Origin of the sequence: Streptomyces spinosus, from assembly GCF_020400655.1 — a bacterium.
Taxonomy (GTDB): Bacteria; Actinomycetota; Actinomycetes; order Streptomycetales; family Streptomycetaceae; genus Streptomyces; species Streptomyces argyrophylli.
Map to the genome: position 1 here is coordinate 1 of NZ_JAINRC010000025.1, position 24638 is coordinate 24638.

At 70.4% G+C, this 24638-nt stretch carries 17 protein-coding genes and 2 pseudogenes; 3 read left to right on the forward strand and 16 right to left on the reverse strand.

The features are described from left to right. The 4 genes and pseudogenes from LG395_RS35800 to LG395_RS35815 all read right to left on the reverse strand — a co-directional run. Positions 1–891, reverse strand: a pseudogene (locus tag LG395_RS35800) (Rne/Rng family ribonuclease); the annotation flags it as partial. 262 nt (positions 892–1153) lie between these two features. Beyond that, positions 1154–1924: a TIGR03936 family radical SAM-associated protein gene (locus LG395_RS35805; protein WP_225813077.1), complete on the reverse strand. Its 771-nt coding sequence runs from the start codon at positions 1922–1924 to the stop codon at positions 1154–1156. A 46-nt stretch (positions 1925–1970) separates the two neighbouring features. Next, a complete protein-coding gene (locus LG395_RS35810) occupies positions 1971–3083 on the reverse strand; it encodes a hypothetical protein (protein ID WP_225813079.1) in 1113 nt (370 codons plus the stop codon). 37 nt (positions 3084–3120) lie between these two features. Next, positions 3121–3510: pseudogene (locus tag LG395_RS35815) on the reverse strand (ATP-binding protein); the annotation flags it as partial. A 3-nt stretch (positions 3511–3513) separates the two neighbouring features. Here LG395_RS35815 and LG395_RS35820 point away from each other — a divergent pair. The 3 genes from LG395_RS35820 (at position 3514) to LG395_RS35830 (ending at position 6381) form a co-directional block, all read left to right on the forward strand. After that, complete coding sequence (locus LG395_RS35820) at positions 3514–3738, forward strand: hypothetical protein (protein WP_225813207.1); 225 nt, start codon at positions 3514–3516, stop codon at positions 3736–3738. Positions 3739–4239: 501 nt separating this feature from the next. Continuing rightward, complete coding sequence (locus tag LG395_RS35825) at positions 4240–4485, forward strand: hypothetical protein (protein ID WP_171156373.1); 246 nt, start codon at positions 4240–4242, stop codon at positions 4483–4485. Between the two features lie 276 nt (positions 4486–4761). Beyond that, entirely contained in the window at positions 4762–6381 is a 1620-nt protein-coding gene (locus tag LG395_RS35830) for a recombinase family protein (protein ID WP_225813082.1), read from the forward strand. Between the two features lie 326 nt (positions 6382–6707). On the opposite strand, the gene LG395_RS35835 is transcribed toward LG395_RS35830, so the two are convergent. From LG395_RS35835 to LG395_RS35890, 12 genes are all read right to left on the reverse strand, one after another. Further along, positions 6708–8765: a restriction endonuclease gene (locus LG395_RS35835; RefSeq protein WP_225813084.1), complete on the reverse strand. Its 2058-nt coding sequence runs from the start codon at positions 8763–8765 to the stop codon at positions 6708–6710. 415 nt (positions 8766–9180) lie between these two features. Continuing rightward, complete coding sequence (locus LG395_RS35840; protein WP_225813085.1) at positions 9181–11142, reverse strand: TIGR03960 family B12-binding radical SAM protein; 1962 nt, start codon at positions 11140–11142, stop codon at positions 9181–9183. A 40-nt stretch (positions 11143–11182) separates the two neighbouring features. Further along, positions 11183–12715: a CYTH and CHAD domain-containing protein gene (locus LG395_RS35845; protein ID WP_225813087.1), complete on the reverse strand. Its 1533-nt coding sequence runs from the start codon at positions 12713–12715 to the stop codon at positions 11183–11185. Positions 12716–12763: 48 nt separating this feature from the next. Beyond that, the gene (gene rodA, locus LG395_RS35850) at positions 12764–13960 is read right to left on the reverse strand and encodes a rod shape-determining protein RodA (protein WP_171156367.1); all 1197 of its coding nucleotides are present in this window, start codon (positions 13958–13960) and stop codon (positions 12764–12766) included. Beyond that, positions 13957–16209: a penicillin-binding protein 2 gene (gene mrdA, locus LG395_RS35855; protein ID WP_225813089.1), complete on the reverse strand. Its 2253-nt coding sequence runs from the start codon at positions 16207–16209 to the stop codon at positions 13957–13959. The genes rodA and mrdA overlap by 4 nt, the downstream gene beginning before the upstream one ends. A gap of 131 nt (positions 16210–16340) precedes the next feature. Continuing rightward, complete coding sequence (mreD, locus tag LG395_RS35860; protein WP_171156363.1) at positions 16341–17018, reverse strand: rod shape-determining protein MreD; 678 nt, start codon at positions 17016–17018, stop codon at positions 16341–16343. A 13-nt stretch (positions 17019–17031) separates the two neighbouring features. Then, a complete protein-coding gene (gene mreC / locus LG395_RS35865) occupies positions 17032–17970 on the reverse strand; it encodes a rod shape-determining protein MreC (RefSeq protein ID WP_171156361.1) in 939 nt (312 codons plus the stop codon). A 164-nt stretch (positions 17971–18134) separates the two neighbouring features. Continuing rightward, positions 18135–19154: a rod shape-determining protein gene (locus LG395_RS35870; protein ID WP_014672705.1), complete on the reverse strand. Its 1020-nt coding sequence runs from the start codon at positions 19152–19154 to the stop codon at positions 18135–18137. 260 nt (positions 19155–19414) lie between these two features. Next, a complete protein-coding gene (gene ndk, locus LG395_RS35875) occupies positions 19415–19828 on the reverse strand; it encodes a nucleoside-diphosphate kinase (protein WP_171156359.1) in 414 nt (137 codons plus the stop codon). A gap of 65 nt (positions 19829–19893) precedes the next feature. Next, positions 19894–20256 carry a DUF4233 domain-containing protein gene (locus tag LG395_RS35880; RefSeq protein ID WP_171156357.1) on the reverse strand — a complete coding sequence of 121 codons (363 nt, stop codon included), beginning with the start codon at positions 20254–20256 and terminating at the stop codon, positions 19894–19896. A 9-nt stretch (positions 20257–20265) separates the two neighbouring features. Then, on the reverse strand, positions 20266–21780 hold the full coding sequence (gene folC, locus LG395_RS35885; RefSeq protein WP_171156355.1) for a bifunctional tetrahydrofolate synthase/dihydrofolate synthase: 1515 nt from the start codon (positions 21778–21780) through the stop codon (positions 20266–20268). Between the two features lie 198 nt (positions 21781–21978). Continuing rightward, a complete protein-coding gene (locus tag LG395_RS35890) occupies positions 21979–24603 on the reverse strand; it encodes a valine--tRNA ligase (protein WP_171156353.1) in 2625 nt (874 codons plus the stop codon). Between the last annotated feature and the right edge of the window lie 35 nt (positions 24604–24638).

A 24638-nucleotide genomic window follows, 5' to 3' on the forward strand; every position in this document is an offset into this window, starting at 1 on the left:
CGGGGTCTCCGCCGGTGTCTCCGTCTGCGACACGGCCTCCGGCTGCGCCACCGGGGCGGCGGCCGGGGCCTCCTCGGCGCCCTTCGGGGCACCGGCGGGCGCGGACGCGCGGCGGGTGGCCCGTCGGCGCGGACGGGCGGGAGCGGCCTCCTCGGCGGGGGCGGGGGCCTCGGCAGCGGGCTGCTGCGGGGTCTCGGCCTCTGCGGCGGACGCGGCGGCGGCCGGGACCACGGTCTCGGCTGCCTCGGCGGACGACGGCGCACCGGTGGGCGCGGACGTCCGGCGCGCCACCCGGCGGCGCGGACGCGCGGGAGCGGCCTCCTCGGCCGGCGCGGTCTCGGCGGCAGCGGCCTGCGTCACCGGGGCCTCGGCGGTCACGGCGGGCTCGGTGGCACCGGCGGTCGGCGCCGACACGCTGCGCGTGGCCCGGCGCCGGGTGCGGCGCGGCGCGGCCTCCTCACCGACGACGACCTCGCCGGCCTCGGGGACGGCGGCGGTCTTCTCCGGCTCGGCCGGTAGGACCGTCTCGGCGGCCTCGGCGGACGCCGGCGAGCCGGTGGGCGCGGACGCGCGGCGGGTGGCCCGGCGACGCGGACGCGCGGGAGCGGCCTCCTCGGCAGGGGCGGCGGCCTCGGCGGCGACCGCTTCGGTCTCCTCCGCCTCGGCGGCCTCACCGGTCACGGTGGCCCCGCTGACGTCCTCGGTCACCTCGGTGACCTCGTCGGCCTCCGCGGGCGGTGTGGCCGGCACGGTGACCTCCACGGGCGCCTCCGCGACCGCGGCGGGCGGACCCGCCGGCCGGGAGGCGGCACGGCGACGCCTGCGCGGCGGCAGGGTGTCGCTCGGAGTGTTCAGTTCGGAACCCTCGGTGGGTTCGGTCGGTTCGAGCATGCGGGCGTTTCTCCCGTCAGGCTCCCGGGCGCCGCACCTGGTCCGGCACCGGTCCCTGGGGACCGTCCGCCGTTGACGTCCGCGGCCCGCGCGATGCGCGATGGCCGCCGTCCGGGGCGCGGGCGCCGCACGGGAGCACTCTGTGTCCTGTCTCGCCGGTTCCGTACGCCTTGTCGGTACGGCCTGGCGAAAGTCTTCTGGTCGGTGCGCTGCCCGACCCAGGTGGCTCCCGAGTACGAGGGCGGCGCTACGACGTCCGTCCCTACGCGGGACCTTCCGGCGCCGTCGCGGCGGCGGCCGGCTGGGCCGTCAGGGCCCCGGCAGCCTCGCGGTCGGGCGCGAGCGGGTCGGTCACCGTGCCGGTCTCTTCATCGAACAGCCCCTGCGCCAGCCTGGTCACCGCTGCGGGGACCGGCGGCGCCAGGTCGGCCACGGCGCGGAGACCGGACAGGACGTCGTCGGGTCGTACGGCAGGCGTCACGTGCCGAACAACCAGCCGCAGTATCGCACAGGGCTGGTCGGTCGGCCTATCACCCGTCGCACCGTGCGCCTCCAGGCTCTCCACGGCCGGGCGGGCGTCGAAGGTGCGGACGCCGTTCTTGGTCAGCCGCTGCACCTCGACGGCCTCCGCCTTGGTGAAGGCCTCGACCGCTCGCCCGGCGTCGGCCGGGTCGACGCCGTCCAGCCGCAGCTCCCACACGGAGGCCGTCAGCCGGTCGGCGAGGCCCGAGGTCCGCGCCTCGACCGCGTCGACGACGTCGAGCCCGGCGGGCAGCGACTCGTCGAGGAGAACGCGCAGGGTCTCGGGATCGCGCGCTTCGGTGAGCGCGATCTCCAGGTACTCCGCCTCGCTGCCCGTGCCGGTGGGTGCGGCATTGGCGTACGACACCTTCGGGTGCGGCGTGAACCCGGCCGAGTACGCCATGGGCACCTCGGCGCGGCGCAGCGCACGCTCGAAGGCGCGCTGGAAGTCTCGGTGGCTGGTGAACCTCAGGCGGCCGCGCTTGGTGTAGCGCAGTCGGATGCGCTGCACCGCGGGTGCGGGCGGCGGGCCTTCGGGCTGTCGCTTGCCCAGTGTCCTAGTCCTTCGTGAGAGCGGTCGTACTCCTACCAAGAGTACGTGTGTCGCGGGCGGTGGGTTCCCGCCGGTCCACCGCTGCCGGCCGCCGCGGCTCGCCGAACAGCATCCGGCGGACGTCCGCACGGGCCTGCCGCACGGTCTCCCGGGCCGTGGCCAGCGCCTCCCGCGACACCCGGCCCACCGCGCGCAGGCCCTCGGCGAGGGGCCGCAGGACGGCGTCCCGCACGACGTGCCCGACCGGGGTGAGGACGGTCCGGTACACCCAGCGCACCGGCTCCACGAAGATCCACCGGAAGAGGGTCCCCAGCGCGCGCCCGACGGCCAGGGAGATCCGCCCGGCGACCCGCCACGCGTGTCCGAGCGCCTCCCCCACCTCGCGCGCGACGACCGCGAGGAACCGGCCGGCCGGGGCGAGCACCCACCGCCACAGCGCGAGCGCCGGCAGCACGAACAGGACGCGGCCGGTCCAGTACAGGGCCAGCCCCGCACCGGTGACGACCAGTCCCAGCAGCCACCCGGCTCCCCGCGCGCACCAGGCGACGGCCCGGCCGACAGGGGCCAGGACCCAGGTGTACAGCCACCGCGCGGGTACGACGAGCAGGTACCGCAGCAGCCAGGCGACGGCCGTGTACACCCCGGCGCCGAGGGCGGCCAGTAGCGCGCCGGTCCCCTTCAGCAGCCAGGCCAGCGCGTGCCCGGCCGGGGTGAGCACGCGCGCGTACACCCACGCGAGCCCGGCTCCGGCCCCGCGCGCGAGCCAGGCGAGGGCGTGTCCGAGTGGCGTGAGGAGGCACCGGTGGCACCACAGGGCCGGCACCACCAGCAGAACGGTGCCGAGCCAGGCGAGGGCCCTGCCGACGGGCGTCAGGACGTACCGCCACAGGCCCACGAAGGGCCACACGAACACGGCCCGGCCGGCCCACGCCAGGGCCCGCCCGAGCGGCCTGAGCACGCTGTCCCGCAGCAGCCGCCCGACGGCGACGAGCGCGTCCCACACCATCCGCACCGGCACGACCAGCACCAGGACGACGATCCGCACCGGAAGGCGGACGGCGACGACGAGGCACCCTTCGGGCCGGCGGGACGGGGGCGGTGGCTTCTGCGGGTCCATACAGGGGTAGACGCGCGGGCCGCGCGTTCGGATGCGGTCACGTCACGCGGACCCGGCCCCGCTCACCAGGTCCGGGCGCCTCCTGGCCCCGGCCCCCGGACCGCAGCTCGAACCAGACGGTCTTGCCGGTGGCGGTCCGCGTGCTGCCCCACGCGTCCGCGAGCATGTCGATCAATTCCGTGCCGCGGCCTCCCTCGGCGTCCGGTGCGGCGGCGACGCGTACCGGGCCGGCCGACGTGGTGTCCTCGACCTCGCACAGCAGCCGGCCCTCGCGCAGCCGGAGGTTGAGCCTGAGCGAACCCCGGCTGTACCGCAGGGCGTTGGTGACCAGCTCGCTGACCAGCAGTTCCGCGACGTCGGCGAGGGCACCCACGGACCAGTCGGCCAGTTGCGCCGTCACCAGCCGCCGGGCCCGGCGCGCCGAGGTCGCATGCGCGATGTCGTCACCGAATGGACAGACCTGCTCGCCTCCCTCTTCCGCGGCCTCGGCATGGACGAGGACCAGGCCCGGACACACGCCACCCTCCTCACCGACGCCTCCCTCGGACTCCTGATCGGCCCCCTCGCGGACGGACACTGGGACCGGGCGGACACGGCCTTCCACGCCCTCCTCGACACGCTGGAACCCCGGTGGTCGGCAGGGGAAGGCCGATGAAGCCCGCGGCCGGCAGTGACCCAGCGCCCCGCCGGCCACGCGGTGCGCAGCGGCACCCGGGCCGCGTCCGCCGTCGTCGCGGGGCTGCCGCCGGCGTGAGCGAGCCGGATGGCGGATGACCGGCCGCCAGGAGCCGTGGCGCGCCCGGGAGTCCCACCTGGTGACGGCCGCGCCGGTCGTCGGCGCGTTCACCGCCGCGAACAGCCGGGCCCTCTGGACGGTGCCGAACCGGTGCCGGGCGGCGTGGCCCCGTACGGCCCCCTGGCCCTGCGTGCGGCGCTGCCACCCCAGGAGAGCAACCCGCCCCGCTCAACGGCCGGTTGGGACGTCGCACTCCATTCCCGACCGCACCGGCTCACTGGGCGGGTGCGCTGTGGATCGCGCTCGGCCCACGCCGCCGCGGCCCCCGGAAGCGCCTTCCGATCCGGGGCCCGGCGGGTGGCTCACCCGCTCGGATGCGCTCGGCGAGCACCGGGTCGCGGGGGTGTGCATGGTGAGTTCATGAACACAACACCTCACTTCAAGAAGGCCGTTTCCCGGATGCCGCGAGTCTTCGCGGTGAGCGCCGCCGTGGGCATCGTCTGTGCGGCGGGGGTGGCGACTGCCACGTCCGCCGTGGCCGCGACGCCCGCCGCGCACGTCGTCACGAAGGCCGCTCCGGCCCTCGGCCACGGCGGCGGCGGTGGCGGCGGCGACGAGTTCCAGTGCGGCAACGGCCTCCTGCCCATCCTCAACTTCTGCAACTGACGGACGGGCGCCGGTAGTTACTGCTCGTCGACCGCACAACTTCACAACCGCACATGTCAACTCCACCCGGCGCAGGGCGGACAGGAACAGGGACAGGACCCTCTTCCCGACCGCCCTGCCGTCGTTTCAGTGCGAGTGACCGCTCGACGCCGGCGTCGGACCCGCGTTCTTGACGGTCAGCGGCAGCAGCTTCTTGCCGGTCGGGCCGATTCGGATAATAGGTGCCCATCTACAACCACACACTCCAATGCACACAAAATCGCTACCGTGCTGGTCATGGGCAAGCGAGCGAGGACACACGCGGCAGCTGACCGCGCCCAGTACGCAGTTGAGACCAAGTGGACGGAGGCGGACTTAGCGATCTTGACGGAGCTGAAGAAGGCGGAGGCCCGCTTACCCGATGACGCCCCGCAGGCCCTGTTGTCCGTGCGACTCTCCGTTCTCACCGACGACACGACGTCACCTGTTCGTCAGGAACTCGATCTCCGCAGGCTGGCCCTGGAGCGCGGTTGCCGAGTGGTAGGGGTGGCGAGCGATCTCAACGTGTCAGCCACGAAGGTCCCGCCGTGGAAGCGCAAGGAGCTCGGGGACTGGCTCAACAACCGGGCACCTGAGTTCGACGAAATCCTTTTCTGGAAGCTGGACCGCTTCGTCCGACGGCTCACCGACCTCAGCACCATGATCGACTGGTGTCTGAGATGCGGGAAGAACCTCGTCTCCAAAAACGACTCGATCGACCTGACCACGACGGCAGGGAAAATCATGGTGACGATCATCGGTGGTGTCGCAGAGATCGAGGCCGCCAACTCGAGCACGCGCGTTGCCAGCCTCTGGGATTACACGAAGACTCAGAGTGAGTGGCTTGTGGGCAAGCCTGCGTATGGATACGAGACGGCGGAAGACGAAGACGGCCGGGTCGTACTCGCCATCACTCCGGCTGCATACCTAGCGCTGCACTGGTGCCGGAGAGCCGCCATACGGGTCAAGCCGGCGTCAGCGCGTCGCATGGTCAAAGTTCTCGTACGAGCCGGTCTCTGCGGGCCAGGGCTTACGGCCTCAACACTGCTCCGACGCCTCAGGAACCCAGCCCTCATGGGCTACCGGGTAGAAGAGGACAGAAACGGAGGCGTACGCCGCTCAAAGATCGTTCTCGGCAGCGATGGTCAGCCCATCCGTGTGGCCGAACCGATCTTCACCGAGGAGGAGTACAGCAGCCTTCAGACGGTCCTGGACCACAGAGCGAAGGACCAGCCCACACGGCATCCCGGCGGTGCGACGAAGTTCCTCGGCGTACTGATCTGCCATGACTGCCGCTCGAACATGACCGTGCAGAAGAACCAGGTCAATGGACGGTCGTACGCGTACTTGCGGTGCGGTAAGTGCAAAGCCGGAGGACACGGCGCCCCCAACCCTGACGAGATCTACGGCGAGCTCGTGGACGACGTCCTGAGGGTCCTGGGTGACGAGCCTGTCATGACACGCGAATACCGACAGGGCGCCAAGGTCCGCCAGGAGCTACAGCGGCTGGAGCAGTCGATCAGCTACTACATGACTGGCTTGGAGCCCGGAGGTCGGTTCACGAAGACCCGCTTTACCAAAGAGCAGGCTGAGGCAACGCTGGATGGCCTCATCAAGCAACTGGAGGCCATCGACCCGGAGTCCGCGAAGGACCGATGGGTAGCCGTGCACAACGGCAAGACCTTCCGTAAGCACTGGGAAGAAGGCGGTATGGAGGCCATGGCCGCCGATCTGCTCAGGGTAGGCATCAAGTGCGTGATCAAGCGGACCAGAGTGAAGGGGATTCGTGCCCCTCACATCCACATGAAGATCATGATTCCCAAAGACGTACGAGACCGGCTGATCATGCAAGAGGATGAATTTGCCGTGGCCTTCTGACGGCCACACGGGCTGAGCCGCCCCCATGCAACCGGGTGGGCGGCTCAGCGTCACGAAGCCCATGACGGGGGGTCGAACGCCCGTGCCCTGACATCACCGTCGACGGACACGATTTCGCTTTGGATCAACGGTACGGGTCTGTCGTCGAAGTTCTGGGAAAGCGGCGCACGCTGACGCTGTTGCGAGTCACGTCCACGCGGAGCAGTTATCAGCACCACTCCCACTCTCTTGCACCGTCGCCGGAGCCAACCGCCGCGCCTCCGCAAGGTCCTCTGCGATGCCGGCAGCAGTACGAGTACTCAGCTTCATGTAGGAGCCCCGTGGCGTCAGTCAACCTCGACGCCGTACTCCTGGACAAGCTGCTCCAGCCCCCCGGTGTACCCCTTCCCCCCAAGCACGAAGTCCCAGTCGCCACTGGGCCTGCGCCGGAAGGAACCGAGCACCAGTGCAGTCTCGCCGGAACGGCCATCGGAGACTTCGAGCCGACCAAGCTCAGTCATTGCCGGGTCCAGCAACCGGATACACGCATCGGTGAATCCAGACAGGTCGGCCCCCGGGTTCGCCTCCGGATCCACGGCCGCCACGAGCACGAACCGATCAGCTGCTTCCGGGAGCGCGTCGAAGGAAACGTGGAGTGCTGCCTTGTCCGGCGCCGCAGCCGGCACTGCGCGTACCGAGCCGTCTGGGGTCTGCGGGTTGTTGAAGAAGACGAAATGGTCTTCGCTCAGGACTCGGTTGCCACGGCAGACGAGAGCGCATACGTCCAGTGCCACACTGCCTGACCACGTCATGCCCAACACGTTGTGGTTGTCGGACGCTGTTGCAGGACTGGACGGCGACGGCTGCGCTGGAGTCGGTCGCCCACCCTCCCCCAGGCGCCCACGAAGCCCGTGCCGGTGCAGTAGGTCAACGAGTTCACCGCCCGAGATGAGCTCCAGAGGCTTACCCCGAGCGAATGCGTGTGAGCCGGGGCCGAAGCCCGCCGTGGTCACCAGCACTCCCTTGTTGGCGCCGACGTCCTGGACCGTTCCGTACAGGTCACGCACCGCGGTGGGCGGCACTGTGCTGCGGTAGCGCTTCACCTGTACGACGATCTTGCCGCCTCGGATGGGCGTCGGGTCCAGCGCGTCGACGTCCACACCGCCGTCGTTCGAGCGCTGGGTCGTCACGGCCTGCATCCCCATAGCGCGGAACAGGTCGGCAACGAGTGACTCGAATGCGATCGGATCCATGTCATACAGATCCGGCTCATCATCACCGCCGTGGGTGACGACATGATTCCCGACGTCCTGAGGCCTTCGTCCCGGACGTACGGAGGCGAGCTGATCAGGGCGGGACGCGAGCTGGCCCCTCAACGCGCCGGTCAGACAGCTGACCGCGTCCACCTGTTCCAGGTGCAGACCGGTGAACGCAGCCCGCTGGGCCATGACGGTCGCAAGGAAGATGTGCGTTCGCCTGCCCGTCGCCGGATTGTGGGCGTCCACGAAGCCGTTCAAGGCCACCGAGTCGAGGATGCCGTACTCGTCCGCGGCGAAAAGCTGATGCAGGACCAGCAGCAGGCTCTGCGCCAGTACCTCTCGGTACAGTCCACGGCGCTGGGTCACAGGACGCGCGGATTCCTTGTCCTCGTCCTGGGCGGGCACGTACCTCACGGATTTCGCCTCGGGGACCACCTCGTACCCGGGCAGCTCCCAGTCCAGGACCAGCTGCCGCGCTGCTGAGTCGAAGGCTGCCGCAGCCTGCCGAGGAAACCTTTCGGGCCAGGCAGTCGACGAGTAGAGAGCGGCGGAGAAGTACTCAACGACGGAGTCAGGGTCTCCTCGCCTGACACCCTCGGTCACCTCGGCGATACCGGCATTGTGCCGACGCACCTCCGCCCGCTGGGCCTCGGTCCTCTGCTCGTAATCTCGCTGGAGGGCCGCCAACTGTTGCTGTCGCTGTGCTTCGGCAGCTTGCGCGGCGTGCCAGTCCCGTTCAAAGCGAGCCTGCGCCTCCGCCTGAGCTTGGGCTCGCCGGCTTGCGGTCCAACCTCCCTGCGCTTGGTACCGGCTTGGGTCCGGCATGCGCACAGGCCAGGCGAGCTGTCCGGGGTCGAACGGCGGTATCTCTTCCGCGCGTATCAGGGACGACGCCCTGAACGCAGGCGCCTGACAACCCGCGGCCAGCAGCCCCTGCAAGGAACCGACCTGGGCATCCAGCTCCTCCGTGCGCCGTCTCGCCTCTGCCTGTCGGTACTGCCGGTATTCCTGCGTAGCACGCCGTTGATAGGCCCGCTCCTGCCGTGCCTCTTCCCGGCGCCGTCTGGCCTCGGCTTCCACTTGACGCTGGTGTTGACGCTGCATTTCCGCCCAGGCACCGACAAAACCAGCAGAGCGACGAGTCATGCGCTACAAGCCCTCCCCAGGATGTCGGCAGAGCCGACCAAGCTCTGGTTGCCCCCGCAACCAGTAGTAACCAAACGACTTTAGCCAGCAATCGCCAGTACGGACATCAACTTGCCAAAGGCAACTTGCACCGGCTGTTTCGGCAGGTCATGACGCGACTGCGCCCCCTCCGAAGCGGAGGGGGCGCTCATGCTCAGCAGACAGCCTGTGCACGACCGCAGAGGCTTAGACCCACTCCACTTCAGAGTGAATGCCCGACGACCTCCCAGGACCCGGCAGAGGCGTGCGCGAGCGCTCCGTCGGCGCCTGCCGACGACTCGAAGCCTGGTTTCCGAGAGCAGCCAACGCCACAGCCACCTTCTCCTCGCTCACACCCGCCAACGCCTCAATCACCCGATCGAGTGCCTCGCTCACCTCAGTGCGAGTGGCCGCTCGAAGCCGGCGTCGGACCCGCGTTCTTGACGGTCAGCGGCAGCAGCTTCTTGCCGGTCGGGCCGATTTGTATGGCCGTGTCCATCTGCGGGCAGACCCCGCAGTCGAAGCAGGGCGTCCAGCGGCAGTCCTCGACCTCCGTCTCGTCGAGGGCGTCCTGCCAGTCCTCCCAGAGCCAGTCCTTGTCCAGGCCGGAGTCGAGGTGGTCCCAGGGCAGGACCTCCTCGTAGGCGCGCTCGCGGGTGGTGTACCAGTCGACGTCCACGCCGTAGGGGGCGAGGGCCTTCTCGGCGCAGCGCATCCAGCGGTCGTAGGAGAAGTGCTCGCGCCAGCCGTCGAAGCGGCCGCCGTCGTCGTACACCGCGCGGATGACCGCGCCGATGCGGCGGTCGCCGCGGGAGAGCAGGCCCTCCACGATGCCGGGCTTGCCGTCGTGGTAGCGGAAGCCGATGGAGCGGCCGTACTTCTTGTCGCCGCGGATCTTGTCGCGGAGCTTCGCGAGGCGCTCGTCCGTCTCCTCGGCGGAGAGCTGCGGGGCCCACTGGAAGGGGGTGTGGGGCTTCGGGACGAAGCCGCCGATCGACACCGTGCACCGGATGTCGTTCGAGCCGGAGACCTCGCGGCCCTTCTGGATGACGCGGGTCGCCATGTCGGCGATCTGGAGGACGTCGTCGTCGGTCTCCGTCGGCAGGCCGCACATGAAGTACAGCTTCACCTGGCGCCAGCCGTTGCCGTAGGCCGTGGCGACCGTGCGGATCAGGTCCTCCTCCGAGACCATCTTGTTGATGACCTTGCGGATGCGCTCGGAGCCGCCCTCCGGGGCGAAGGTCAGACCCGAGCGGCGGCCGTTGCGGGTCAGCTCGTTCGCCAGGTCGATGTTGAAGGCGTCGACGCGGGTGGAGGGCAGGGACAGGCCGATCTTGTCGTCCTCGTAGCGGTCGGCGAGGCCCTTGGCGATGTCGCCGATCTCCGAGTGGTCCGCGCTCGACAGCGACAGCAGGCCGACCTCCTCGAAGCCGGTCGCCTTCAGGCCCTTGTCGACCATCTCGCCGATGCCCGTGATGGAGCGCTCGCGCACCGGGCGGGTGATCATGCCCGCCTGGCAGAAGCGGCAGCCACGGGTGCAGCCGCGGAAGATCTCCACCGACATGCGCTCGTGGACCGTCTCGGCGAGGGGGACGAGGGGCTGCTTGGGGTAAGGCCACTCGTCCAGGTCCATGACCGTGTGCTTGGACACGCGCCACGGGACGCCCGACCTGTTCGGCACCACGCGGGCGATACGGCCGTCGGGCAGGTACTCGACGTCGTAGAACGCCGGTACGTAGACCCCGCCGGTCTTCGCGAGGCGGAAGAGGACCTCCTCGCGGCCACCGGGGCGGCCCTCGGCCTTCCATTCGCGGACGATCCGGGTCATGTCCAGCACGGCCTGCTCGCCGTCGCCGATGACCGCCGCGTCGATGAAGTCGGCGATCGGCTCCGGGTTGAAGGCCGCGTGGCCGCCGGCCAGGACGATCGGGTCGTCGACCGTGCGGTGCCTGGACTCCAGCGGGATGCCGGCCAGGTCCAGCGCGGTGAGCATGTTGGTGTAGCCCAGCTCCGTGGAGAAGCTGATGCCGAACACGTCGAAGGCCTTCACCGGGCGGTGGCTGTCCACCGTGAACTGCGGGACGCCGTGCTCCCGCATCAGCTCCTCCAGGTCCGGCCACACGCTGTAGGTGCGCTCGGCGAGGACGCCCTGCTGCTCGTTGAGGACCTCGTAGAGGATCATGACGCCCTGGTTGGGCAGACCGACCTCGTACGCGTCCGGGTACATGAGCGCCCAGCGGACATCGCACTCGTCCCACGGCTTGACCGTGGAGTTGAGCTCGCCGCCGACGTACTGGATCGGCTTCTGCACGTGCGGGAGCAGAGCTTCGAGCTGCGGGAAAACCGACTCGACAGGCATCTCGCGAACCTTCATGAGCTGACAGGGGGGACCATCAAGCCTAACCCGCCCGGCGGCCTCCCCCGAACGCCTTCCGAGCCGCCTTCGACCCGCTCTCCTTCCAGCGCCGGGGCAGCTCCGCCTCCGTCGCCACCGCCCGCGCCTCCTCCCCGGCGTACAGCACCCCGTAGGTGAACGTGTTCTCCCCCGCCGCGTGCGCCACCGCCGCGAGCTCGCGGAGGGTGCGGCGGGCCATGACGCTGTCCTGGTGGTCGCCCAGGAGGGTGGTCAGAGACTTCGTGGCCCTGGTCAGGGCGCTGGCGGGGGTGCCGAGCGCCTCGGTGGCGGCCTCGGCGGCGTAGCGGGTGCGCTTGGCCTTCTTGCGGGCCTCGTGCAGGGCGAGGTCGCGGTCCTGTCCCGGTGGCAGCGCCAGCGCGTGCTCCATGGCGTCCGTCAGCTTCTTCACGTCCTTGCGTACGGCCTTGGCGAGGGCCTTGTCCGGCTTCTTGCCGGCCGCCCCGCGCAGCGGCGGGTCGGCGAGGAGGGTGTCCAGCGCGTCCAGCAGGGCCAGGTGGCGGCGGGAGTCCAGCACGCCGGTGAGGTGGGCGTGGGCGTGGGCGTGCCGGGTCTGGGACCAGGCGGCCAGCCGCTCGGGTACGGGGCCGGTGACCAGGTCGGGCGGGAGCGCGTCGAGGGCGGTGGTCAGACGGTCGGCCAGCACCTCCTGGTCGCGGTCGACGCCCAGTTCGCCGGCGAGCCACTTCAGCTCGGCGCCGAGGGGGTCGGTGACCGTGCGGTCCAGGAGGGCGCCGAAGGTGCGCAGGGTGCTGCGGGCGCGGCGGGTGGCGACCCGCATGCGGTGCACGGCGTCGGGGAGGTCACGGCGGACGGCGGGGTCCAGCTCGACCAGGGCGTCCCGCTGGGCGCGAAGGTAGGCGAGGACGTGATCGCCGGCGGTCACCGGCGGCGGGGGTCCGGTCTTCTTCCGGCGTTTGCCGGGGGCGGTCTGTTCCAGGGCGCGGGCCAGTTTCGAGGGCGACCGGGACGGCCGTACGCCCGCCTTGCGCAGTCGCTTCTCCAGTTGGTCGAGGAGGGCCGGGTCGCCGCCGTCGGCCAGTTCCACCTCGATCTCGGTCCACTGGGCGGCCCCGCCTCCGCCGCTGAGCCGCTCGGCTGTCACGGCGTCGACGCTGGCCTCGGCGAGCAGCACGCCCTCGGCGTCGAGCAGGTGCCGGACGTCGCGGGCGGAGCGCAGCCGGACCAGCGGGACGAGCTCGGTGTCCCGGACGCGGGAGCGGACGAGGGCGGCGATCTCCTCGGGGACGGTGTCGGAGAGCGGGGCCTGGATCTCGTCGCGGACTCCGGGGGCGACCGGGAACTTCAGGTGCCAGCCCGCGTCCGCGCCGCCGGTGCGGCGGCGCAGGGTGAGGGCGGCGGCGGCCAGACGTTCGTCGACGGTGTCGTAGTAGGTGGCGTCGAGTTCCATCAGGCCCTTGTCCAGGACGGCCGCCACCGGGCCGGCGCCGGTCAGGTCGGGCAGCCCGCTGTCGTCGGACTCGTACTTGCGCTCGATCTCGCGTTTCTCATCCGCCATGCACCGAATCTAGTGTCCGGGGCGCCGGTAGGGCGAGGGGTGCCGGGGCTACGCCGACATGGGCCGTTGCACCTTGATCGACTGCAGCAGTCCCACGGCGACCCACACCGCGAACATGGACGAGCCTCCGTACGACACGAACGGCAGGGGCAGACCGGTGACGGGCATGATGCCGAGGGTCATGCCGATGTTCTCGAAGGACTGGAAGGCGAACCAGGCCACGATTCCGGCGGCGACGATCGTCCCGTACAGCTCGGTCGAGTCACGCGCTATCCGGCAGGCGCGCCACAGGAGGACCCCGAGCAGGAAGATGATGAAGCCGGCGCCGACGAAGCCCAGTTCCTCCCCGGCGACCGTGAAGACGAAGTCGGTCTGCTGCTCGGGCACGAACTGGCCGGTGGTCTGGGAGCCGTGGAACAGCCCGGCGCCGGTGAGTCCGCCGGAGCCGATGGCGATGCGGGCCTGGTTGGTGTTGTAGCCGACACCGGCCGGGTCCAGGTCCGGGTTGGCGAAGGCCGCGAACCGGTTGATCTGGTACTCGTCCAGGATGTGCAGCTGCCAGATCGCGACGCAGCCGATGACACCGGCGGTGAGCAGACCGAAGACCCAGCGGTTGGAGGCGCCGGAGGCGAGCAGCACGCCGAGGATGATCGCCACCATGGCCAGCACCGAGCCGAGGTCGGGCATGAGCAGCAGGATCAGGATCGGGACGGTGGCCAGGCACAGGGACTGGAACACGGTCCGGTGGTCGGGGTACGGCTTGTCGCCCGCGTCCACCCGGGCGGCCAGCAGCATGGACATGCCGAGGATGATCGAGACCTTGAGGAACTCGGCGGGCTGGAGGGAGAAGCCGCCGATCACCAGCCAGTTGCGCTGGCCGTTGATCGTGGCGCCGAGCGGGGTGAGGACCACCAGGGCGAGGAGCACCGACAGGCCGTAGAGGATCGGCACGGCGTTGCGCAGGGCGCGGTGGCCGAGCCAGACGGTGCCGATCATCAGGGCGATGCCGATGCCGAGGTTCATCAGGTGCCGGAGCAGGAAGAAGTACGGGTCGCCCTGGTTCAGCTCGGTGCGGTTGCGGGTCGCCGAGTACACCAGCAGGGAGCCCAGCAGGGACAGGGCGGTGGCCGCGAGCAGTATCGGCCAGTCCAGCCGGCGGGTGAGCGAGTCGCGGGCGAAGAGCCTGGTCCAGCCGGCTCGCTCGGGGCCGTACCCGGAGACGGAGAAGCTGTTCGCGCCGGTCATGAGGGCATCCTCCGGCTTCCCCTCCTGCGAGGCCGTCTGCGGGTGTCGCGGTTGCCCGTGCCGGGCGACGGCGTGGTGCCGGCGGGCTGCTGGCCGTCGCCGTTGGTCGGGTTGTTCTTCTGGGCGGCCTCGGCGTCCTTGGCCGGGTCGCCGGTGATCTTCGGAGCGGCGATGGTGCCGTCCGTACGGACCTTGGGCAGGCCCTTCTGCGGCTCGGGCAGCAGCGCCTTCCCGCTGTCGATGGAGCCGTCGCCCTGGACGCCGTAGAGGGCGCTGTAGATGTTGCGCACGGCCTCACCGGAGGCGCCGGAACCCGTACCGGCCTGGGCGATCGTCATGATCACCGTGTAGTCCTTGGAGTAGGTGGCCAGCCAGGACGTGGTCTGTTTGCCGTAGACCTCGGCCGTGCCGGTCTTGGCGTGCAGCGGGATCTTGTCCTGCGGCCAGCCGCCGAACTTCCAGGCCGCGGTACCGCGGGTGATGACGCCGGCGAAGGCGTCGTCCATGCCCTTGAGGGTGGCCTGGCTGACGGGCAGCCTGCCGCGCTTGGTCGGCTTGATCTCCCGCACGGTCTTGCCGTCCGCGCTGATGATCGCCTTGCCGATGGTCGGCTGGTACATCGTGCCGCCGTTGGCGACGGCGCCGTAGATCACGGCCTCCTGGATCGGGGTGACGAGGGTGTCACCCTGGCCGATGGAGTAGTTGATCGAGTCGCCCTCGCGCATCTTGTTGCCTTCGAGGCAGTTCTCGTAGGCGATCTTCTCGACGTACGAGCCGTCCTTCTTGCCGCTCTTGCACCAGGCGTCCTTGTTGGCCTTCCAGTACGCGAGCTTCCACTGGCGGTCCGGGACGCGGCCGGTGACCTCGTTGGGCAGGTCGATGCCGGTCTCCTTGCCGAGGCCGAACTGGTGGGCGGCCTTGTAGAAGTAGTCCTTCGGCTGGCCCTTCTTGGGGTTGATGCCGCCGTCCTTCTTCCACTCGCGGTCGGCGAGGCCGTAGAAGACGGTGTCGCAGGAGACCTCCAGGGCGCGGCCCAGGGAGATGGGGCCGAAGTTCTCGCCCTCGAAGTTCTTGAAGACCTGGCCGCCGACCGAGTAGGAGCTGGTGCACGGGTAGCGGCCGTCGAAGGGGTAGCCGGCCTCGACCGCGGCGGCCGTGGAGACCACCTTGAACGTCGAGCCGGGGGCGGCCTGACCCTGTATGGCCCGGTTGAGCAGGGGGTAGTCCGAGTCCTTGCCGGTGAGGGCCTTGTAGTCCTTGGCGGAGATGCCACCGACCCAGACGTTCGGGTCGTACGTCGGCGCCGAGGCCATGGCGACGATGCGGCCGGTCTTGGCCTCCATCACCACGACGGCGCCGGAGTCCGCCTTGTAGTTGGTGCCGGTGATCTTGTCGAACTGCTGGCGGGCGGCCTTCATCGCCCTGTCCAGCTCGTACTCGGCGACCCGCTGGACGCGGGAGTCGATGCTGGTGACCAGGTTCGAACCGGCCTCGGCCGCGTCCGACTTGGCCTTGCCGATGACCCGGCCGAGGTTGTCGACCTCGTAGCGGGTGACGCCGGCTTTGCCGCGCAGCGCCTTGTCGTACGTCCGCTCCAGGCCGGAGCGGCCGACCATGTCGGAGCGCAGGTAGGGCGAGTCGGTGTCCTTGGCCTGCTGGATCTCGGCGTCGGTGACCGGCGAGAGATAGCCGAGCACCTGCGCGGTGTTGGACTTGCCGGGGCCCGGGTAGCGGCGGACGGCCTCGGGTTCGGCGGTGATGCCGGGGAAGTCCTCGGAGCGCTCGCGGATCTGCAGGGCCTGCTTGGCGGTGGCCTCGTCGGTGATCGGGATCGGCTGGTACGGCGAGCCGTTCCAGCAGGGCTGGGGGGTCTTGGCGTCGCACAGCCGGACCTTCTGCATGACCTCCTCGGGGCTCATGCCGAGGACGCCGGCCAGCTTGGTGAGGACGGCCTTGCCGTCGTCCTTCTGCTTCAGCAGGTCGGTCCGGGAGGCGGAGACCACCAGGCGGGTCTCGTTGTCCGCGAGGGGGACGCCCCGCGCGTCCAGGATGTCGCCTCGCACGGCCGGGTCGACGACCTGCTGGACGTGGTTGCCCGACGCCTCCTTCTGGTACTCGGCGCCCTCCCGGATCTGCAGGTACCAGAGCCGGCCGCCGAGCGTGCCGAGGAGGGAGAGAACGAGGATCTGGATCACGACGAGCCGGATCTGGACCCGTGGGGTCCGACCGGTCTCGGGGATGTTGGTCACTGCGGCTGTCTCCCCCTCTCAGTGCGACTGTGCGAGAACGCGTACGAATGATGAACGACCAGCCTGTGACCCCGCGTTCCAGGCGGGCTTACCCGTTCGGGTGAACTCTCCCGGGTGGAACTCCCCGCCCCTCACAGTCGCTTGACCCCCTTGATGCGGCCGACCCGGGCGGAGCGCGTGCGCGCCTTGGCCTTCAGGGCGCCCAGGCCGCCGCGCTGGCCGCCGACGCGCAGACCCGTGCCGGAGGAGAGCCAGCCCGAGGAGATGTCCCCGGCCTTGGCGGCGGGCCCGGTGTCGGTGAGCGGGTCGTTGTCGGCGCGGCGGGCCAGCCACATCACGCCGGGCACCACGAACGGGGCGAGCAGCAGGTCGTACAGGGCGGCGGAGAACAGCAGCCCGGGCAGGCCGACATGGCGGGCGGCGGTGTCGCCGACCAGGGCGCCCACCCCGGCGTAGAGCAGAGTGGAGCCGACGGCGGCGGCGACCACGGCGGCCATCGGGCCGGCCGCCGACTTCAGCCGGCCGTTCTCCGGCCTGACGAGTCCGGCGAAGTAGCCGATGACGCACAGCACGAGCGCGTACCGGCCGGCCGCGTGGTCGGCCGGCGGGGCCAGGTCGGCGAGGAGACCGGCGCCGAAGCCGACGAGGGCGCCGCCGACGTGGCCGTAGACCATCGCCAGGCCGAGGACGGTGAGCAGCAGCAGGTCGGGGACGGCGCCCGGCAGGTGCAGCCGGGCGAGGACGCTCACCTGGATCACCAGGGCCACGACGACCAGCGGTACGGAGAGCAGGATCCGGTTGACACGCATGGGGGTACAGCTCCTACTGCTGCTCGTCGGTGGCGGGGGCGTCGGCCGACGGGGTGACCGTCACGGTCACCGTCGGCGTCGGGACCGGCTTCGGCTTGGCCGGGAGCACGGTGTCCCGCGGGTCCTGCTTCGGTGGCGCCACGACCACGCCGACGATGTCGAGCTTGGTGAAGCTGACGTACGGGGTGACGTACAGCGTGCGGGTCAGGCCGCCGCCGGAGGGGTCGACGCGGGAGACCACGCCGACCGGGACTCCGGGCACGAACGGCTTGTCGGCCTGCGAGCCGAAGGTGACGAGCCGGTCGCCCTTCTTCACCTCCGCCTTGCCGTTGAGCAGTTCCACGCGCAGCGGGCGGTCGCCCTGGCCGGAGGCGAAGCCGAGCTCGTCGCCCGCCTCCATGCGGGTGCCGACGGTGAAGTCCGGGTCGTTGGCGAGCAGCACGGTGGAGGTGCTGGGGCCGACGGTGGTGACCCGGCCGACCAGGCCGTCGCCGTTCAGGACGGTCATGTCCCGCTTGATGCCGTCGTCGGCACCGGCGTCGATGGTGATGGTCCAGGAGAAGCCCTGGGCCGAGCCTATGGCGATGACCTGGGCGCCCTTGATGCCGTACTGCCCCTCGCCGGCCACCTTCAGCAGCTTGTCGAGCTGCCGCAGGCGGCTGCGGTTGCGGTCGTCGCTGCCGAGCTTGGCCTTGAGGGCCGCGTTCTCCTTCTCCAGCGCGGCGAGCCGGTCGTGCCGGCTGCCGGAGTCGCGGATCGCGGAGACGGCGTTTCCGACCGGGTCCACCGCGGAGGACAGTCCGTTCTCGACCGGGCCGAACGCCGCCGCGGCGGCGTGCCGGGCACCGTCGACCGGGGAGTTCCGGCCCCCGCGGATGTCCACCGTGATCAGCGCGAACGCGATGGCGACCAACAGGACCAGGAGCAGCCGGCTCTCTTTCGTGTCCCTCACGTGCGGCGGCCGTGCCCTTCCTCAAGTAGGAATTCGTCGGACCCCTGGACGACGCGCACGCTGTGGCGCGGCCCAACAGGCCCGTTCGGGGGAGCTTATGCCTCTATATCAACGATCCGCCGCACGAGAGGAGAACGTCTCGTACGGCGGAATCGAAAGTCGCGTCATCTGCGCGGCTGGGCGTCCAGGACCTGCTGCAGCGCCTCGAACTCCTCGACGCACTTGCCGGAGCCGAGCGCGACGCTGTCCAGTGGGTCCTCGGCGATGTGGATCGGCATGCCGGTCTCCCGCCGCAGCCGCTCGTCGAGCCCGCGCAGCAGGGCTCCGCCGCCGGTCAGAACGATTCCTCGGTCCATGATGTCGCCGGACAGCTCCGGCGGGCACTTGTCGAGGGTGGTCTTCACGGCGTCCACGATCGCGTTGACGGGTTCCTCGATCGCCTTGCGGACCTCGGCCGCGGAGATGACGACGGTCTTCGGCAGTCCGGACACCAGGTCCCGGCCGCGGACTTCGGTGTGCTCGTCGGTGTCGAGGTCGTACGCCGAACCGATCGTGATCTTGATCTGCTCCGCCGTGCGCTCACCCAGGAGGAGGCTGTACTCCTTCTTGATGTACTGGATGATCGCGTTGTCCAGTTCGTCGCCCGCGACGCGGATGGACTGGGCGGTGACGATGCCGCCGAGCGAGATGACCGCGACCTCCGTGGTGCCGCCGCCGATGTCCACCACCATGTTGCCCGTGGCCTCGTGGACCGGCAGGCCGGAGCCGATGGCGGCGGCCATGGGCTCCTCGATGATGTGCACCTGGCGGGCGCCCGCCTGGGAGGACGCCTCGATGACCGCGCGGCGCTCGACCCCCGTGATGCCCGAGGGCACGCAGACGACGACGCGCGGCCGGGCCAGATACCGCCGCTTGTGGATCTTCAGGATGAAGTAGCGGAGCATCCGCTCGGTGATCTCGAAGTCGGCGATCACGCCGTCCTTGAGCGGACGGACCGCCACGATGTTGCCCGGAGTCCGGCCGATCATCTTCTTCGCTTCGGCACCGACCGCGAGGATCCCACCCGTGTTGGTGTTGATCGCCACGACGGACGGCTCGTTCAGTACGATCCCGCGACCCCTGACGTACACCAGCGTGTTGGCGGTCCCGAGGTCGACAGCCATGTCACGGCCGATGAACGACATTGAGTTCCCCATCCGGATTCATCTGGCCTTCCTGAGCCTTTGAGGGCATGTCAGGTCGGCGAGGCGGGTGCTGTGACGTGAAGGCTTCCATCGTAAACGCGCCTGCACGAACACTGCGCGAGGGTCTCCGCCATTGTCACCAGATGGCGTGCCGCCCCGCTTGTGGAGACGGGCGTTCGGGGACGCCCGTTCCCTCAAATGCCAGGACTGTGCCGGAAAGGTCCGGGCGTGGCCCGGACCTTTCCCGCGGCGGGCGGGCGTTACGCGCGGCCCGGGAAGAAGATCTTCACCTCGCGCTCGGCGGACTCCTCGGAGTCGGAGGCGTGGATGAGGTTCTCGCGCACGATCACGCCGTAGTCACCGCGGATCGAGCCGGGCGCGGCGGCGATCGGGTCGGTGGGGCCGGCGAGCCGGCGCACGCCCTCGACGACCCGCTCGCCCTCGACGATCATGGCCACGACCGGGCCGGAGGACATGAACTCGACCAGCGGCTCGTAGAAGGGCTTGCCCTTGTGCTCGCCGTAGTGCTGCTCCAGGGTGTCCTGGTCCAGGGTGCGCAGCTCCAGCGCGGTGATCTGCCAGCCGGCCTTGCGCTCGATGCGGCTGATGATCTCGCCGGTCAGGCCACGACGGACGGCGTCGGGCTTGAGGAGGACGAGGGTGCGCTGGCTCACGAGGGGCTCCTTACACGACGTGCGGGTGCGGTGGGACGAGGTTACAGGGCGTGTCGGGCCCTTCGTCACGCAGCGTCAGCCGTGGAGGAGGGGGACTGGGCCTGGGCCGCGAAACGGGCCTTCGCCTCGTCCACTTTCCTCCCGTAATGCACCGAAGCCCACCACAGGGCCGCGAACACCGCGCCCAGGAAGTACATGGTCGGCACGAAGACACCGGAGGCGATCAGGGCGAGCTGCAGGGCCCAGCCGAGGGCCACACCGCCGGGCCGGGTCACCATGCCGCACAGCAGCACGCACAGCAGCATGGCGATGCCGCTCACGAGCCACACCGTCGACGTGGACAGGCCGGGGTCCTTCATGGCGACGAGCCCGGCGAAGCCGATGACGAAGAACTCGCCGATCAGGGTCGATGCACAGAGGGTACGCATCTTCGACTCTCAGCCCTTCCCGAGCAGCAGCCGGGCCTCGCCGACCGTGATGACGGAACCGGTCACCAGCACACCGCCGCCCGCGAACTCGCCCTCCTCCTCGGCCAGCGTGATCGCGGCCTCCAGGGCGTCCGGCAGCCGCGGCTCGACCTGCACGCGTTCGTCGCCGAACACCTCGACGGCGATCGCGGCCAGCTCGTCCGCGTCCATGGCGCGGTGGCTGGAGTTCTGCGTGACGACGACCTCCGCGAAGATCGGCTCGAAGGCCTCCAGCAGCCCGCGCACGTTCTTGTCGCCGCTCGCGCCGACGACCCCGATCAGCCGGGTGAAGTCGAACGCCTCCCGCACGGCCTCGGCGGTGGCCTCGGCACCCGCCGGGTTGTGCGCGGCGTCCAGCACCACGGTGGGAGAGCGCCGTACGACCTCCAGCCGGCCCGGGGACGACACGGCCGCGAACGCCTTGCGCACGGTGTCGATGTCCAGCGGCTCGGCGCGCTGCGCGCCCACGCCGAAGAACGCCTCCACGGCGGCGAGCGCGACGGCCGCGTTGTGCGCCTGGTGGGCGCCGTGCAGCGGCAGGTAGACCTCGGCATACTCGCCGCCGAGGCCGCGCAGCGTGAGCAGCTGCCCGCCGACGGCGACCTGGCGGGCGACGACCCCGAACTCCAGCCCCTCGCGGGCCACGGTGGCGTCGACGTCCACGGCCTTCTTCAGCAGCACCTGCGCCGCGTCCACCGGCTGCTGGGCCAGGATGACGGTGGCGTCCTGCTTGATGATGCCGCTCTTCTCGCCGGCGATCTGCGCGTGCGTCTCGCCGAGCCGGTCGGTGTGGTCGAGGTCGATGGGGGTGACGACGGCGACGTCACCGTCGATCACGTTGGTGGCGTCCCAGGAGCCGCCCATGCCGACCTCGACGACGGCGACGTCCACGGGGGCGTCCGCGAAGGCCGCGTACGCCATGCCGGTGAGCACCTCGAAGAAGGACAGCCGGTACTCCTGCTGCCCGTCCACCATCTCGACGTACGGCTTGATGTCCTGGTACGTCTCGACGAACCGCTCGGCGCTGATCGGGGCGCCGTCCAGGCTGATCCGCTCGGTGATGGACTGCACGTGCGGGCTGGTGTAGCGGCCGGTGCGCAGTTCGAAGGCGCCGAGCAGGGCCTCGATCATGCGGGCGGTGGAGGTCTTGCCGTTCGTGCCCGTGATGTGGATCGAGGGGTACGAGCGCTGGGGCTCGCCCAGCACGTCCATCAGCGCGGCGATGCGGCTGACCGAGGGCTCCAGCTTGGTCTCGCCCCAGCGGGTGGCCAGCTCCGCCTCGACCTCGCGCAGGGCCCTGTCGGCCTCGGGGTCCTCGGGGCGGGCGGGTACGTCCGCCTGCGGAGGGCCGCCCTGGGTGCGCAGGGTGCGGCTGCCGGCCTCGATGACCGCGAGGTCGGGGTCGCGGGTGGTCTCGGCTTCGATGATCTCGTCGAAGGAGTCGAGGGGGTCGGGGGTGTCGCTGGTGCCGGGCGCTTCGCTCACGGGGCCCAGTCTACGGAGCGGACGCCCGCGGCGGGGCGGCGGTATGGGTGGCTTGTCTCGTCGGCCGGCTGAGGACGCCCCGGGCCGGTGGGACCCGCGCGGCGGAGCCGCGCACCGGTACGGCCCCGCGCCCCTGACGGGGCACGGTGAAGGCCCCGGTGCCGTGCAGCACCGGGGCCTTCAGCCGCGTACACCCCGCTACGCCTGCGGCAGCTTCTCCAGCTGGGCGGTGATGCGGGTGATGTCCTCGTCCGCCTTGGCCAGGCGCGTGCGGATCTTGTCCACCACGTTCTCCGGGGCCTTCGCCAGGAACGCCTCGTTGCCGAGCTTGGCCGTGGCCTGGGCCTTCTCCTTCTCCGCCGCGGCGAGGTCCTTCGCGAGGCGCTTGCGCTCCGCGGCGACGTCGATCGTGCCGGACAGGTCGAGGGCGACCTCGGCGCCCGCCACCGGCAGGGTCGCCGTGGCCGTGAAGCCCTCGCCCTCCGGCTGGAGGCGGAGCAGCTGGCGGATGGCGGCCTCGTGCGGGGCGAGGGCCGTGCCGTCGAGCGTCAGCCGGGCCGGGACCCGCTGTCCGGGCTGGAGGCCCTGGTCGGCGCGGAAGCGGCGGACCTCGGTGATGACCGACTGGAGGGTGGCGATCTCCTGCTCGGCCGCCGCGTCCCGGAAGCCGCTGTCGGTCGGCCAATCCGCGATGACGATCGACTCGCCGCCGGTCAGCGTCGTCCAGAGGGTCTCGGTGACGAACGGGACCACCGGGTGCAGCAGCCTGAGGGTGACGTCCAGGACCTCGCCGAGGACGCGCTGGGAGACCTCGGCCGGCTCGCCGCCCGCCTGGAAGACCGTCTTGGACAGCTCGACGTACCAGTCGAAGACCTCGTCCCACGCGAAGTGGTACAGGGCGTCGCTGAGCTTCGCGAACTGGTAGTCCTCGTAGAACGCGTCGACGTCGGCGACGGTCTTGTTGAGGCGCGACAGGATCCACCGGTCGGTGGCGGACAGCCGCTCCGGAGAGGGCAGCGGGCCCTCGACCGTCGCGCCGTTCATCAACGCGAAGCGGGTCGCGTTCCAGATCTTGTTGGCGAAGTTGCGGGAGGCCTGGACCCAGTCCTCGCCGATCGGGACGTCGGTGCCGGGGTTGGCGCCGCGGGCCAGGGTGAAACGGACGGCGTCGGAGCCGTACGTGTCCATCCAGTCCAGCGGGTCGACGACGTTGCCGAAGGACTTCGACATCTTCTTGCCGCGCTCGTCGCGGACCAGGCCGGTGAGCGCGATCGTCCTGAAGGGGACCTCGCCGTCCATCGCGTAGAGGCCGAACATCATCATCCTCGCGACCCAGAAGAAGATGATGTCGTGGCCGGTGAGCAGGACGTCGGTCGAGTAGAACTTCCGCAGGTCGTCGGTCTGTTCGGGCCAGCCGAGCGTGGAGAACGGCCACAGGCCGGAGGAGAACCAGGTGTCGAGGACGTCGGTGTCCTGGTGCCAGCCCTCGCCGGCGGGCGGCTCCTCGTCGGGGCCGACGCAGACGACCTCGCCCTGCGGGCCGTACCAGACCGGGATGCGGTGGCCCCACCACAGCTGGCGCGAGATGCACCAGTCGTGCATGTTGTCGACCCAGTCGAAGTACCGCTTCGACATGTCCTCGGGGTGGATCCTCACCCTGCCGTCGCGGACGGCGTCACCGGCGGCCTTGGCCAGCGGGCCGACCTTGACCCACCACTGCATGGACAGGCGCGGCTCGATCGTGGTGCTGCACCGTGAGCAGTGGCCGACGCTGTGGACGTACGGCCGCTTCTCGGCGACGATCCGGCCCTGCGAGCGCAGCGCGGCGACGATCGCGGAGCGGGCTTCGAAACGGTCCAGACCCTGGAAGGGGCCGTGCACGGTGATGACCGCCCGCTCGTCCATGACCGTGATCGACTCCAGGTCGTGGCGCTGGCCGATCGCGAAGTCGTTGGGGTCGTGGGCCGGGGTCACCTTGACGGCGCCGGTACCGAACTCGGGGTCGACGTGGGTGTCCGCGACGACGGGGATGCTGCGGTCCGTCAGCGGCAGCTTGATGTGCTTGCCGACCAGGTGCTTGTACCGCTCGTCGTCGGGGTGGACCGCGACGGCGGTGTCGCCCAGCATGGTCTCGGCGCGGGTGGTGGCGACGACCAGCGTCTCGTCACCCTCGCCGTACCTGATGGAGACCAGCTCGCCGTCGTCCTCCTGGTACTCCACCTCGATGTCCGAGATGGCCGTCAGGCAGCGCGGGCACCAGTTGATGATGCGCTCGGCGCGGTAGATCAGTTCGTCGTCGTAGAGCTTCTTGAAGATGGTCTGGACGGCCTTGGACAGGCCCTCGTCCATGGTGAAGCGCTCGCGCGACCAGTCGACGCCGTCGCCGAGGCGGCGCATCTGGCCGAGGATCTTGCCGCCGTACTCCTCCTTCCACTGCCAGACGCGCTCGACGAACTCCGCCCGGCCCAGGTCCTGGCGGGACTTGCCCTCCTCGGCGAGCTGCTGTTCGACCTTGTTCTGGGTGGCGATGCCCGCGTGGTCCATGCCGGGCAGCCACAGCGCCTCGTAGCCCTGCATCCGCTTGCGGCGGGTGAGGGCGTCCATGAGCGTGTGCTGGAAGGCGTGGCCCAGGTGGAGCGAACCGGTGACGTTCGGCGGCGGGATGACGATCGTGTACGGCGGCTTGTCGCTCTTCGCGTCCGCCTCGAAGTAACCGCGCTCTACCCAGCGCTCGTACAGCGGCCCCTCTACATCGGCCGGCGCGTACTGGGTCGGCAGTTCGGTGTCGGGCGCGGGTGGCTGCTGCTGAGCGTTCTCGGTCACGGGGGTCAGTTTAGAGGTGTCACGGGGTGGTCCCG

Coding starts and splice junctions, on each gene's coding strand:
- LG395_RS35835 (WP_225813084.1), bottom strand. CDS start 8,765: ATGACTCGTCGCTCTGCTGGTTTTGTCGGTGCCTGGGCGGAAATGCAG.
- LG395_RS35820 (WP_225813207.1), top strand. CDS start 3,514: ATGCGCGATGTCGTCACCGAATGGACAGACCTGCTCGCCTCCCTCTTC.
- LG395_RS35880 (WP_171156357.1), bottom strand. CDS start 20,256: ATGCGTACCCTCTGTGCATCGACCCTGATCGGCGAGTTCTTCGTCATC.
- rodA (WP_171156367.1), bottom strand. CDS start 13,960: ATGACCGGCGCGAACAGCTTCTCCGTCTCCGGGTACGGCCCCGAGCGA.
- LG395_RS35830 (WP_225813082.1), top strand. CDS start 4,762: ATGGGCAAGCGAGCGAGGACACACGCGGCAGCTGACCGCGCCCAGTAC.
- LG395_RS35825 (WP_171156373.1), top strand. CDS start 4,240: ATGAACACAACACCTCACTTCAAGAAGGCCGTTTCCCGGATGCCGCGA.
- LG395_RS35870 (WP_014672705.1), bottom strand. CDS start 19,154: ATGTCGTTCATCGGCCGTGACATGGCTGTCGACCTCGGGACCGCCAAC.
- LG395_RS35810 (WP_225813079.1), bottom strand. CDS start 3,083: ATGGACCCGCAGAAGCCACCGCCCCCGTCCCGCCGGCCCGAAGGGTGC.
- mreD (WP_171156363.1), bottom strand. CDS start 17,018: ATGCGTGTCAACCGGATCCTGCTCTCCGTACCGCTGGTCGTCGTGGCC.
- LG395_RS35845 (WP_225813087.1), bottom strand. CDS start 12,715: ATGGCGGATGAGAAACGCGAGATCGAGCGCAAGTACGAGTCCGACGAC.
- LG395_RS35840 (WP_225813085.1), bottom strand. CDS start 11,142: ATGCCTGTCGAGTCGGTTTTCCCGCAGCTCGAAGCTCTGCTCCCGCAC.